The organism is Lactococcus sp. FSL W8-0209 (assembly GCF_038006585.1).
GTDB lineage: Bacteria > Bacillota > Bacilli > Lactobacillales > Streptococcaceae > Lactococcus > Lactococcus lactis.
This window is the reverse complement of record NZ_JBBOVN010000001.1, coordinates 775514-788668: the sequence shown is the minus strand read 5'-3', so window position 1 is coordinate 788668 and position 13155 is coordinate 775514. Positions and strand designations below refer to the sequence as shown.

Annotated in this window: 9 protein-coding genes, 14 tRNA genes and 1 rRNA gene; 2 read left to right on the top strand and 22 right to left on the bottom strand. The window is 36.9% G+C overall.

Annotated elements, in window-relative coordinates:
* Positions 1-50: 50 nt before the first annotated feature.
* Complete coding sequence (gene def, locus MKX45_RS04020; protein WP_003130816.1) at positions 51-686, top strand: peptide deformylase; 636 nt, start codon at positions 51-53, stop codon at positions 684-686.
* A 142-nt stretch (positions 687-828) separates the two neighbouring features.
* On the opposite strand, the gene gap is transcribed toward def, so the two are convergent.
* A complete protein-coding gene (gene gap / locus MKX45_RS04015) occupies positions 829-1842 on the bottom strand; it encodes a type I glyceraldehyde-3-phosphate dehydrogenase (protein ID WP_340816824.1) in 1014 nt (337 codons plus the stop codon).
* A 172-nt stretch (positions 1843-2014) separates the two neighbouring features.
* On the opposite strand from gap, the gene MKX45_RS04010 reads away from it, so the two are divergent.
* Positions 2015-2485, top strand: a complete 471-nt coding sequence (locus tag MKX45_RS04010; protein WP_003130820.1) for an Rrf2 family transcriptional regulator — start codon at positions 2015-2017, stop codon at positions 2483-2485.
* 339 nt (positions 2486-2824) lie between these two features.
* Here MKX45_RS04010 and MKX45_RS04005 read toward each other — a convergent pair whose 3' ends face one another.
* From MKX45_RS04005 to rrf, 21 genes are all read right to left on the bottom strand, one after another.
* A complete protein-coding gene (locus MKX45_RS04005; RefSeq protein WP_012897283.1) occupies positions 2825-5071 on the bottom strand; it encodes an ATP-dependent Clp protease ATP-binding subunit in 2247 nt (748 codons plus the stop codon).
* 50 nt (positions 5072-5121) lie between these two features.
* Complete coding sequence (locus MKX45_RS04000) at positions 5122-5460, bottom strand: hypothetical protein (RefSeq protein WP_021723450.1); 339 nt, start codon at positions 5458-5460, stop codon at positions 5122-5124.
* Between the two features lie 284 nt (positions 5461-5744).
* The gene (locus tag MKX45_RS03995; RefSeq protein WP_340816823.1) at positions 5745-7112 is read right to left on the bottom strand and encodes an MFS transporter; all 1368 of its coding nucleotides are present in this window, start codon (positions 7110-7112) and stop codon (positions 5745-5747) included.
* A gap of 164 nt (positions 7113-7276) precedes the next feature.
* On the bottom strand, positions 7277-8020 hold the full coding sequence (locus MKX45_RS03990; RefSeq protein ID WP_010905438.1) for a MurR/RpiR family transcriptional regulator: 744 nt from the start codon (positions 8018-8020) through the stop codon (positions 7277-7279).
* 114 nt (positions 8021-8134) lie between these two features.
* Positions 8135-9478, bottom strand: coding sequence for an RNA polymerase sigma factor RpoD (gene rpoD, locus MKX45_RS03985; RefSeq protein ID WP_003130829.1), 1344 nt, complete (start codon positions 9476-9478; stop codon positions 8135-8137).
* A 76-nt stretch (positions 9479-9554) separates the two neighbouring features.
* Positions 9555-11468, bottom strand: coding sequence for a DNA primase (gene dnaG, locus MKX45_RS03980; protein WP_340816822.1), 1914 nt, complete (start codon positions 11466-11468; stop codon positions 9555-9557).
* Between the two features lie 178 nt (positions 11469-11646).
* Positions 11647-11734: transfer RNA gene (locus MKX45_RS03975), tRNA-Ser, on the bottom strand.
* A 42-nt stretch (positions 11735-11776) separates the two neighbouring features.
* A tRNA-Ile gene (locus MKX45_RS03970) sits at positions 11777-11850 on the bottom strand.
* Positions 11851-11876: 26 nt separating this feature from the next.
* A tRNA-Gly gene (locus tag MKX45_RS03965) sits at positions 11877-11947 on the bottom strand.
* 10 nt (positions 11948-11957) lie between these two features.
* Positions 11958-12030: transfer RNA gene (locus MKX45_RS03960), tRNA-Phe, on the bottom strand.
* 7 nt (positions 12031-12037) lie between these two features.
* Positions 12038-12111, bottom strand: a tRNA-Ile gene (locus tag MKX45_RS03955).
* Between the two features lie 12 nt (positions 12112-12123).
* Positions 12124-12197: transfer RNA gene (locus MKX45_RS03950), tRNA-Met, on the bottom strand.
* Between the two features lie 37 nt (positions 12198-12234).
* Positions 12235-12308 (bottom strand) — tRNA-Pro (locus MKX45_RS03945).
* A 5-nt stretch (positions 12309-12313) separates the two neighbouring features.
* A tRNA-Arg gene (locus tag MKX45_RS03940) sits at positions 12314-12387 on the bottom strand.
* A 39-nt stretch (positions 12388-12426) separates the two neighbouring features.
* Positions 12427-12498, bottom strand: a tRNA-Gly gene (locus MKX45_RS03935).
* Positions 12499-12523: 25 nt separating this feature from the next.
* Positions 12524-12596 (bottom strand) — tRNA-Thr (locus tag MKX45_RS03930).
* Positions 12597-12608: 12 nt separating this feature from the next.
* A tRNA-Leu gene (locus tag MKX45_RS03925) sits at positions 12609-12690 on the bottom strand.
* A gap of 8 nt (positions 12691-12698) precedes the next feature.
* Positions 12699-12771 (bottom strand) — tRNA-Lys (locus tag MKX45_RS03920).
* Positions 12772-12788: 17 nt separating this feature from the next.
* A tRNA-Asp gene (locus MKX45_RS03915) sits at positions 12789-12861 on the bottom strand.
* A 29-nt stretch (positions 12862-12890) separates the two neighbouring features.
* A tRNA-Val gene (locus MKX45_RS03910) sits at positions 12891-12963 on the bottom strand.
* Positions 12964-12966: 3 nt separating this feature from the next.
* Positions 12967-13082: ribosomal RNA gene (gene rrf / locus MKX45_RS03905) — 5S ribosomal RNA — on the bottom strand.
* Positions 13083-13155 lie beyond the last annotated feature (73 nt).

Here is a 13155-nt window from a genome sequence, read left to right as displayed (position 1 = left end):
ATGCTATAATTAATCTATATTCAAAAAAAGATAAGGAAGTTTTATTAATAATGAATCGTGATGAAATTCAAGCAAATTTAATCAAAGCAAGTCACATGATTAGCATGGACGATATTATTCGTGAAGGTTATCCAACTTTACGTGAAGTGGCAAATGATGTAACCTTGCCATTGTCAGATGAAGACATTATCTTAGGAGAAAAAATGTTGCAATTCTTACATAATTCTCAAGATCCTGTCATGGCTGAAAAAATGGGACTCCGTGGTGGAGTTGGACTTGCAGCAAACCAACTTGGCTTGCTCAAAAAAGTCATCGCCGTTTTGATTCCAAATGAACCTGAAGTTGATGAAGATGGAAATGAAATTCCACCTAAAGAAGCTTACAAAATGCGCGAAATCATGTATAATGCAAAAGTGGTTAGTCACTCTGTTCAAGATGCGGCTGTTGAAGGTGGCGAAGGTTGTCTTTCTGTTGACCGTGAAGTTCCAGGTTACGTCGTTCGCCATGCTCGTGTAACTGTGGAATACTACAACAAGGAAGGCGAAAAGAAAAAAATTCGCTTAAAAGATTTCCCAGCAATTTGTGTTCAACATGAGATTGATCACACTAATGGTGTTATGTTCTATGACCACATCAATATGAATGACCCTTGGGAAATTAAAGACGGTATGATTATTGTTAAATAATCGCCAAATTTACTGATGAATTTATGAATAGAAAAATTACTGACAGAATTTCCGTCAGTAATTTTTTATTTCATTTTCTACTTTTTAATTCTTGTCAGTAAAAGTTACTGACAAGTTTTTAGAAAATGATAAAGGTAAATTATTATTTAGCAATTTTTGCAAAATATTCAAGAGTACGAATCAATTGAGCAGTGAAACTCATTTCATTATCATACCAAGCAGCTGTTTTAACTAATTGTCCACCGTCTTTTAGGTCAGTCACTTCAGTTAATGTAGCATCAAAAAGTGAACCGTGAGCCATACCGATAATATCAGATGAAACAATTTCATCAACATTATAGCCAAAGCTTTCATCAGCGGCAGCTTTCATTGCTTCATTGATTTCGTCAACTGTAACGTGTTTTTCAAGTACAGTAACAAGTTCGGTAATTGAGCCTGTTGGAGTTGAAACACGTTGAGCATGACCTTTCATCAAACCAGAAAGTTCAGGCAAAACAAGACCAATTGCTTTAGCCGCTCCACTTGATGCTGGAACAATGTTTTCGGCAGCAGCACGCGCACGACGGAAGTCTCCACCACGATGTGGACCATCAAGGGTCATTTGGTCACCAGTATAAGAGTGAACAGTAGTCATTGTTCCACCTTTAACACCAAAGTTTTTATTTAAGGCATCCGCCATTGGTGCTAAACTATTTGTAGTACAAGAACCGGCAGAAATAACTGTTTCAGTTCCATCAAGAATTGTGTGGTTTGTATTGAAGACAACAGTTTTAACATCATTTCCACCAGGTGCCGTAATCAAAACTTTCTTAGCTCCACCAGGATGCAAATGTTTTTCAGCTTTTTCTTTAGTCGCAAAGAAACCTGTGGCTTCAAGCACAATTTCAACACCAGTATCAGCCCATTGAATGTCTTCCGGATTACGTTCGGCCGTAACTTTCACAAATTTTCCGTTGACATCAAAACCATCTTCTTTGACTTCAACAGTCCTTTTAAAACGTCCTTGAGTTGTATCATATTTTAGCAAATGTGCAAGCATTGCTGGGTCTGTCAAATCGTTGATATGCGCAACTTCAACTCCTTCGACTTCTTGAATTCGACGTAATGCCAAACGTCCAATACGACCAAAACCGTTAATACCAACTTTAACTACCATGATGTAGTCCTCCGTTTTTTTATTTAGATGATGAGATTCTTCTCTTTTTTTGCTATAATAGAAATAAATAATTATAGTTATTAGAGATATCTCTTATCTCTAATATAAATGATACTACTTTTTTACCCTAGTGTCAATCTTTTTTAATTTAAAATGTTTAAGGAGCTTCATCATGAAATTATCATCTGGTTGGGAACAATCTGTTTATGTATTACTTATTTTGGCAAGACTTCCTGAAAATCGGACCATGTCATCAATTGCACTTGCAAATCGTCTCAAAGTTTCTCCTTCATATCTCAAAAAAATTATTAAATCTTTAGTTGATGAGGGACTTTTACGCTCTACTCCAGGGAAAAATGGCGGTTTTTCACTCAATAAAGACCTTCATGATATTAGTTTTTACGATGTCTTTTTGGCCATCGAAGGACGGGGTCGAATTTTTCAAAGTCAAGGTCTTTTGCAAAATTTTATTGGTTCAGAGTCTGGCAAAGCAAAGCGTTGTGCCATTACAAGCGCTCTTGATGAAATTGAAAATACGCTTGTCAGAACACTATCAAATGTTTCACTAGCCCAAGTTGCTGACGAAACTCAATATAATTATAATCTTGGTTATCTTGATGAGTGGATTGATGAAATGGATTAAAGGATTTTCTGACAGAGCTGCAATTCATTACGAACAATGAAGTTACAAATAGAAAAATTACTGACGAGATTCACGTCAGTTCAATGCGACCAAGGGGAGCATTGAAGTTGGGGATAAAAAAAATTGCTGACAAGATTCATGTCAGTTCAATGCGACCAAGGAGAGCATTGAAGTTGTAGATAGAAAAATTGCTGACAAGATTCATGTCAGTTCAATGCGACCAAGGAGAGCATTGAAGTTGTAGATAGAAAAATTGCTGACAAGATTCATGTCAGCAATTTTTCATTATTTCATTATTTTATTTTTTCTATCACTAAAAATTTTACTGACAGACATTTTTTATTCAGCAGGAACTTCTTCATCAGTCGTTTCTGCTGCTTCTTGAGCTTGATTAGAGATAACAATTTTATCATCAATCAAATCAGCAACCAATTCTTTGTATTCAGGGTGTTCAATATAGAAGTCAGCAATTGAATCTTCGATATTTTCTTGAATTGTTCTACGAAGTGGTCTTGCACCCATTGCTGGATTGTAACCTAGATCAACTAATTTTTCTTTTGCTGCTTGAGTGACACTAAGATGAATATCATTACGTCCAATTTGTTCGTTGACTTCATCAAGCATCAAATCAACAATTTTAAGGAGATTTTCTTTGCTCAAAGCAGAGAATTCAATAATTCCGTCAAAACGGTTCATGAATTCGGGGCTAAAGAAATCGCCAAGCTGACCAAGCACTGATTTAGTTCGTCCCTCACGAGCAGCACCAAATCCGACAGAGGCTTCAACTTTACCAGTTCCGGCATTAGAAGTCATAATAATCAAACTATCTTTAAAGGATACTGTCCGTCCTTGTGCGTCTGTCAGACGTCCATCTTCAAGAATTTGCAAGAACATGTGCATCACATCTGGATGTGCTTTTTCGATTTCATCTAATAAAATCAAACTGTAGGGATTACGACGAACACGTTCAGTCAATTGACCAGCTTCTTCATAACCCACATATCCTGGAGGGGCTCCAATCAATTTGGCCACCGAATGTTTTTCCATGTATTCCGACATGTCAAAACGAATCATACTTTCACTTGAGCCAAATAATTCTTTAGCCAATTGTTTAGCAAGTTCTGTTTTACCAACACCTGTTGGACCAACGAAAAGGAAAGAACCAATTGGACGATTAGGTTTACCAAGTCCCACACGAGAACGACGGATAGCTTTAGCAATCTTATCCACTGCTTCATCCTGACCAATCACATGTGCTTTCAAATCATCAGCCAAATTAATCAATTGGGTTTGTTCTTTTTCTTTCAAATCACCAACTGGAATATGTGTTTTTTGCTCAACAATTTGTTCAATATCTTTTTCAGTGATGACAGGAATTTCATCATCTGAAACTTCATGATTTTGTAATTCACGAAGTTTAGTGATTTGGTCACGGAAATGAGCGGCTTTTTCAAAATCTTCAGCCTGTGTTGCTTCATTTTTCTTCGTTTCTGCATCCGCAATCCGACGATTAATATCTTCAGGATCAACAAATTTCAAGGTTAGATTTTTCTTAGAACCAGACTCATCCAAAAGGTCAATGGCTTTATCTGGTAAGAAACGGTCTTGAATGTAACGATTTGACAAATGAGCGGCTGCTTCAATAGCCTCATCAGTGTATTTCACGTGATGATAATCTTCATAACGTGCTTGAATGCCTCGCAAAATAGTAATTGTTTCATCAACTGATGGTTCATCGACTTTAACTGGTTGCATCCGGCGTTCAAGCGCAGCATCTTTTTCAATGATGCGATATTCATTGAGCGTTGTTGCTCCGACCAATTGAAGCTCACCACGCGCAAGCGCAGGTTTTAGGATATTTCCTGCATCCATATTGCCATCACCGGCAGAACCAGCACCAACAATTTCATGAATTTCATCAATAAACATAATCACATCATTACGTTTTCTGATTTCATCCATTAATTTTTGCATCCGTTCTTCAAATTGTCCACGAATTCCTGTTCCTTGAACAAGAGAAACAACATCAAGACGAATCACTTCTTTATTTTGTAGTTTTTGCGGCACATCTCCGTCCACAATTTTTTGCGCTAAACCTTCAACAACTGCTGTTTTACCAACACCAGGTTCACCAATTAATACAGGATTATTCTTAGTCCTACGATTTAAAATCTCAATGACACGTTTAATTTCTTCATCACGCCCAATCACTGGGTCAATTTCGCCACGACGAGCTGACTCTGTGATGTTAATTCCAAATTCTTCTAACATTCCTTTAGGTTGTTTTGCCCGAGGATTTTGTGGACCGCGCGGACCACGTCCACCTGTTTGTGTTGGTGGAGTTTGAGTGCTTGCTGCTCCATTAAAATCTTGACCGTGCAAAGCACTAAAGATATCATTAAATGGATTAAATGGTTCATCAGAATTTCCATTTGAGGCATTTCCTGCGCCAAATAAAGCTTCTTGACCGCCAGATTTCATAATTTGATAACAGTTTTGGCACAAATCAATTTGTTTTTTCTGACCATTTACACTTGTGTAAAGGTGAATCGTCGCTTCATTAATATTACAATTTTGACAAAGCATCGCTTTCCTCCTCTTAATTCTCAGTAATTAATTTTAAACTAATTTTCCCTTCACGGTTTGGAAGGAGTTAATCTAAAATCAGGACCAACTTCGATGTAAAGTTTTTTATATTTGAAATTTCTTGTGGTGATGACTAGAACTCGCTCATTATTTCGGACATCCCAAAACTCATTTTCACCGTTTTCTCTGAACCAACCGCCATAGTACCAAGCGTTAGTTCCTGCTACTTTTTTATAGAATTTTGGTTTTTTCATATCAGAAACAAGTTGAACAGATTCCAAATTTTCCGGGTCAATCTTGATATGTTTTCTTAAAGAAAGAACTTTTCTTGCCCCTCTAAGTTCAATATCAATGCCACCATTTTTTTCAAAATAGACAGTAGTCGTCATTTTCTCTCCTTATTTATAATTTAAGTGATAACGGTTACTTTCATTTTACATCAAATTTAAAAAATCAATAAATCATTTCTCCCTTTTAAAATAAAAAGTTTGACCATATTTGACCATTGATAAATTTATTATAATCATTTTAGGAAAATTTAGCAAGTCTTTTGAACTTTATAAATAAATTTTTAATAAAAAATACTGACAAAGCTGTCAGTAGAGCCAAAATATAATATAAAAAATTTAGCTTTTCCTTCATAGATTTGTCAGTAATTTTTTTATTTTGTCAGTTAGCCTGCATCATCAATTTTCTTATATAATCGATTTTGATGAACCAAGATATAAATTGAAGCAAGAATGGCAATGCCGGCAAAAATATAAACAATGATATTTCCTGCTGACCAGCCGTATGCTTGAACAAGCCAACCAATAACCAGAGTTGCTGTCACTTCACCAATAATGTACTGACAGAACCCCATCGTACCCGTTGACATTCCATTGGCAAATTTGGGGACAGCTTCATTGACCATCAGCCCGACAATCGTTGCTGGAGCATAACTGAAAGTTCCCATAATTAATAACACAATAATAATCAAAGTATGATTGGTCGCTGCAAAATAAGTAATCAGACAGGCAAGCATGGCAATCAATGAAACCAAAACCATAATGGCCCGACGGCCTTTAAGTAAATCAGTGATAAATCCGATGATAATAACACCAGGTACAGCTGCAAGTTCAAAAATTCCTGTCAGCCATTTTGCTGTTGAATTATCAAATTCTTTGACATTAACCAGATAGTTTGGAATCCAACTCATAATTCCATAACGAACGACATAGATTGACAATGAGGTCAAAATGACCGCCCACACGAGTTTATTTTTGACAATGTATTCAAAAAATATTTTAAAAACATTGTCATTAGAAACATCGCCTTCAACAATTTCTCCGTCTTTAATAACCACTTTGTCGCCAGAATATTCTTCAATTGTCGGTAATCCTTTCATCGTTGGACGGTCAGAACCCAGAAATAAAACGATAATAGCAATGACAATCGAAACAATTGATGCTGTCCAAAAACTCCATTGAAGCGAAGCGCCGAAAAAGAAAGCAGATAAATTAATAACAGCCACACACATGAAAGCTCCAGCATTATGAGCTGATGACCAGATTGAAAATGCTGTCCCACGCGCCATAATCGAACCTTTTGCTTTTCGGCCAAACCATAAACCGAATAAACGCTGACAAGCCGCAGCTCCCATACCTTGCATAACCGAGTTAAGCAACATCAAAAAGATAATCATCCCAAAACTTTGGGTTGCTCCATAAAGCGCATTGATAATCGCTGACACAATCAATCCTGTCGCCACATAACGGTTTGGATTGTCCCGGTCAGCTAAAGTCCCCATAATCAGCTTTGAAATTCCATAGCCAATCCCAAACATGGAGAGAATTGTCCCAATTTGTCCCATCGAAAAACCATAAGCCTTGGAAATATCATTTTGTTGAACGGTAAAGATCAACCGAATAATATAATAACCAATATAAACGATTGCCGTCGAAATTAAAACTCGAGTTTGCCACATTTTATACAACCGGGGAACTTTTTCCTCTGATATTTTTTGCTCCGCATATGGAGCGGGTTTTAAGAATCCAAACATTTTGAATCCCCTTTCATTTTGATGAATTAATTATAACCCACTCCTATTTGAAATAAATTCCTGATTAAGCCATAATTTCAGGAATTTATTTTTAAATCAAAAAAATTTACTGACAAAATATAATCGTCAGCTTACATTACAATCTGTCAGTAAATCTCTAGCACTCAAACAATTGCACCGTATTCTTTATACTGTTTGTAAAGTTGGATTAAAAGGTGAATAATTAATTCTAAGGGGAGCATATTATTATAATCAACAAGGATTTTCCCTGACAGGTTCTTTTGATAAGCAAGCAAAAGCAAATCACTTTGTTCAACTAGCCTACTCTTATAGTTACCAGTAATAGCTAAAACCTTTTTTCCATCTCTTTTGGCCTTCTGTGCTGTTGCCACAATCAAATCTGTTTCACCTGATAAGCTAAGACCAATTACAAATGTATTTCTAGGCAATTTTTCAAGATATGCTTGCATATTATCTTGATATAAGCTGACAGCTTTAACATCTAAAAATTGCAAATCTCTCGCAAATGAGTCAGCTATCCGAACAGATAATCCTCTTGAAATAATCACGACTGAAGCTGCATGAAAAATATTTTCAACAACTTTAGCTAAGTTTTCACTCTCTAGCAGCCTTACTGTCATTAATAATTCTTCAATATTTTCAGAGACAACTTGATTTGCATCTTTTGTCAGCCCATAAATCCAATCATGTCTATTTAATTTTTGTTTTTCCATATTTTTGTATTCAGAAAAACCAGAAAAATTTTTCTTTTTCAAAGTTCGAATAATTGATGAAGGACTGACATGGGCAGATTCAGCAATTTGAGCAACCGTCATTTGAATTATTTTTGCTTTATTTTCTTCTAAATAATTCCAAATATAAATTTCGACACTAGTTAAATGGTTCATAAAACTCCTCTGAATAAAAAATAATTTTATATAATACAAACTGAATCATAATACATACTATCTCTAAAAAAATATAAAAAAACTTACTGACAGTTTCATCAGTAAGTTTTTAAATTACATAAAGTCACGCAACGGTTTAGAACGACGTGGGTGACGAAGTTTTTTGATTGCTTTTGCTTCAATCTGACGAATACGTTCACGTGTCACTTTGAATTGTTTACCAACATCTTCCAAAGTATGCATGCGTCCATCATCAAGACCAAAACGCATTCTCAAAACATTTTCTTCACGGTCAGTCAAAGTATCCATGACTTCATCTAACTGTTCACGTAAAAGAATACGGTTTGTATAATCAACAGGTGATTCGATTACATCATCTTCAATGAAGTCACCAAGATGTGAATCATCTTCTTCACCGATAGGTGTTTCGAGTGAGACTGGTTCTTGAGCAATTTTCAGAACTTCACGAACTTTATCTGGCGCCATGTGCAACTCTTTACCAATTTCTTCTGGTGAAGGATCGCGTCCGAGTTCTTGCAAAAGATTACGTTGAACACGAATCAATTTATTGATTGTTTCAACCATATGCACTGGAATACGAATCGTGCGGGCTTGGTCAGCAATCGCACGTGTAATTGCTTGGCGAATCCACCATGTGGCATAAGTCGAGAACTTGAATCCTTTTGTATGGTCAAATTTGTCCACAGCCTTCATCAAGCCCATATTTCCTTCTTGAATCAAGTCCAAAAATTGCATTCCACGTCCAGAATAACGTTTTGCAATTGAAACAACCAAACGCAAGTTGGCTTCGGCAAGCATTTGTTTCGCAAATTCTGCCCCTTCACCACCAGCAATAATTGCTTCAGCAAGTTTTGTTTCTTCATCAAGAGAAATCAATGGATAACGACCAATTTCTTTAAGATACATGCGAACAGGATCATCGATACGAACATTCGTAACAATTTCATCCATTGCAGTATCTGAAACTTCTTCTTTTTCAATTTCATCAGTGACAAGAGCCAAAGGACTTGGATTTCCATCTTTATCCACAATTGAAATTCCTGCATCTTGAATTTGTTTAAACAAGTCTTCAAGCGCATCATCAACAATCCCAAATTTAACAGAAAGTTCATCCATGATTTCTTCATCAAGTGCTTCACCCAAAGGTTTACGTTTGGTAATATAGCTTTTAACTGCTTTTTCATAAGCTTTTACGTTAAAAGTATCACCATTTTCTTTGACTTCAACTCTTGCTAATGTCTTAGGACTATCCATCTTTTCAACAACAACAGGTTTAACATTTAATGCTTCAAGAAGACGACGTTCTTCACCAGGTCCAACTGAACTTGAATGTGATTTTACAAGTAAGCCAATTTCTTGAGCCTTCTCAACCAAAACACGGTTTTGAACGCCAGTTTCTTTTGAAATTTGACTTATTCTTTTTTTATTTGCTGCCAATTCGCTCCTCCTCTTTGGGTAAAACTACTGACAAAACTGTCATTAAATAGACTAGCCAATTGTCAGTAAAAAATTATCATAATTTCTTCTTTTGGTTAATAATCTGAAGGGTTAACTCTAAGACACGTTCTTTGTTTCCTGCTTTCTCAGCAGTTGCCAACTGTTGAATGAGTTCTTCAAATTTTATTTGTTCCATTTCATTAGAAAAAATGGAAACTAAGTCATTGATTTCCTGACTTGATGCTGTATCAGGCAAATCTAAACTTATAATCTGGTAAAACAGACTACGTTCTTCGTCTGACAGCTCACTTGCTAAGTGTGATTCATCAATTTGTTCATAAACCATTGCTTCAAGCAAGATTTTATCAAATAAATCTTGATAACGTTTATGGACGAATCTAAAATTCTCATCTTGAGAAAATTTTTTCAAAACTGATGAATGATAAATCATTCGATGGAGTAGCATTTCTTCGGCTTTTTCCGAACGTGACAACTTAGGAACCTGAACAGATGGTTGAACAACTTGAGCCGATTCACTTCTTCTGTAAGTTTGTTGAGTTTTAACATTATTCTCATAATAAGCCTCCTCAAAATCTACAGGCATGACTGATTCAAGACTAGAATAATCATTTTCGTCAGTAAAACTTTCGTTCAAACTTGAAGCATCTAAATTACTGACAGGATGGTCAGTAATTGTCATATTTTCACGCCGTAAATTTACAGCCTGCTCCACTTGATTATACTCGAAATCAGGCAAAATCTCAACTAATTTTCTTATATAGGCATCCTGAGCCGTAATCGATGGAAGCTTTGCAATCATTGGTGAAATCTGTTCAATAAAATCAAGTTGCGTTTGTAAATTAGCAAGGTTTTCAGGTCTCAAATAATCAATTAAAAATTCAATGGGTTGAATACGCCCCGTTTCCATTAAGGCAGATAATCCCTTCAAACCATAATTTTTAGAATACTCATCTGGATCAAGTCCTTCTGGAACCTTTACAATCTGCACAGCAGATTCACCAATCAAATCAATGGCCTTATAAATTGCATTTTGCCCAGCAGAATCTCCATCATAAACTAATACGAATTTTTTTGCCATTTGTTTCAAACGGCGGACATGTTTTTCGGTTAATGCCGTCCCCATTGAGGCAACAACATTATTTATTCCAGCTTTATAAGACGCAATAACATCCATAAAACCTTCCATTAAATAGACTTCATGCTGCTTTGAAATTGTTGGTTTTGCTTTATCTAAATTCCAAAGTTCATAAGATTTATCAAATATAGTTGTTGCTGAAGTATTAATATATTTGGCTTTAGAATCATCATTTTCCTGCCATTTACGTCCAGAAAAACCAATTGTCTGTCCATATTCGTTGGTGATTGGAAACATGATTCGATTCGTAAAAGCATCAAAAACTTTATTATTTGAGAAATGAAATAAACCAGACTTTGCCATAATTTCTTCATCAAACTTATTCGATAAATTTTTAAAAATAAAATCATTTTCTTCAGGAGCTAAACCAATATTAAATCTCTTGATCACATCATCAGTAATACCCCGCTCCTCAAGATATTTCCTAGCCCGTTCACCCAACTCCGTTGACATCAATAGAATATTGTATAAACGAGCAGCCTGGTTATTGATTTCAAACAATGGAGCATTTGGATTATTTTTTTCTTCTCTATCATCAGAAATGTTAAGAGTAACTCCTGCAAAATCAGCCAGTTCCTTAACAGCATCAACGAACCCAACTTGATTGTATTCTTTTAAAAACTCAATCGCATCACCAGAGCGCCCACAACCAAAACAATGATAAAAACCTTTTTCAGCATTTACATTAAAGGAAGGAGTTTTCTCACCATGAAAAGGGCATAAACCAATATAATTCTTACCTGTACGACTTAAAGCAACATACTGTGAAATTAAATCAGCAATATTAACTTTTGACTTTAAATCATTAACAACCTCAGTGTCAAGTAAAACCATAATCTCCCCCTTCTTCCCTACGATTAATCATAAAAGTAATCTCATAAAATAAGTATAACACTTCAGAAAGGTTCTTAATCATCATTCATTTTCTAAAATAAATATAACTTACGAAATCTTACTGATTTTATGGCTTTAAAGTCTAAAAGACGCCTATTAAAGAATAGACGTCGAACAAAGGGGGGTAAGGGATTCGAACCCTCGCGCCGGTTTCCCGACCTAACGATTTAGCAAACCGTCCTCTTCAGCCTCTTGAGTAACCCCCCATAGGCTTATTAACAATGAATAGATATCTTACATATCCATTATGGGAATTCCAGGATTCGAACCTGGGACCCCTGCGTTATCAACACAGTGCTCTAACCAACTGAGCTAAACTCCCAATTTATTGTTTTCAATTGAAAACTAAGCGGATGACGAGAATCGAACTCGCGTAGCCAGCTTGGAAGGCTGGGGTTCTACCATTAAACTACATCCGCTAACAAAGAATGGCGCGAGACGGAATCGAACCGCCGACACATGGAGCTTCAATCCATTGCTCTACCAACTGAGCTACCGAGCCAAAGATATGGATCTTGCTGGATTCGAACCAGCGACCGATCGGTTATGAGCCGATAGCTCTAACCAACTGAGCTAAAGATCCAGCTGATAAATATAGCGGCGAAGGGGATCGAACCCCCGACCTCTCGGGTATGAACCGAACGCTCTAGCCAGCTGAGCTACACCGCCATTTTTGACATAAGTCAAATTGATGTAAAAACATCAATCGGGAAGACAGGATTCGAACCTGCGACACCTTGGTCCCAAACCAAGTACTCTACCAAGCTGAGCTACTTCCCGTTATATGCAAGCGGTAGGATTCGAACCTACAACCGCCTGATTCGTAGTCAGGTACTCTATCCAGTTGAGCCACGCCTGCAAATAACACTTTTATAAATAACTAGTAATAATACTAGTAAGCGAACGACGAGATTCGAACTCGCGACCCCAACCATGGCAAGGTTGTGTTCTACCCCTGAACTACGTTCGCACTTAAACTTTGTGTCTTACGACAATGCCGACTACATGATTCGAACACGCGACCCTCTGATTACAAATCAGATGCTCTACCAACTGAGCTAAGTCGGCTAATACCTAGTATGCGGATGAAGGGACTTGAACCCCCACGCCGTTAAGCGCTAGATCCTAAATCTAGTGCGTCTGCCAATTCCGCCACATCCGCTAGGATTATGACCCGTGCTGGGCTCGAACCAGCGACCCTTTGATTAAAAGTCAAATGCTCTACCAACTGAGCTAACGAGTCATTAGTATTTCTACTAACGGTTCTGACGGGAATCGAACCCGCGATCTTCGCCGTGACAGGGCGACGTGATAACCGCTACACTACAGAACCTTTATTCACTTAATGGCTGAAACAACCAATGGGAGTTAACGGGATCGAACCGCTGACCCTCTGCTTGTAAGGCAGATGCTCTCCCAGCTGAGCTAAACTCCCAAAACTTGGCCACTCGCCTATCTCCCAGGGGGCAACCCCCAAGTACTTCCGCCGTAGATGGACTTAACTTCTGTGTTCGACATGGGAACAGGTGTATCTCCATCGCAATGATGACCAAATCATTAAATGTTACCTTGAACATTCAAAACTAAATAACAATTCTTCTAACTTTTAAACCATAAGCATATTATA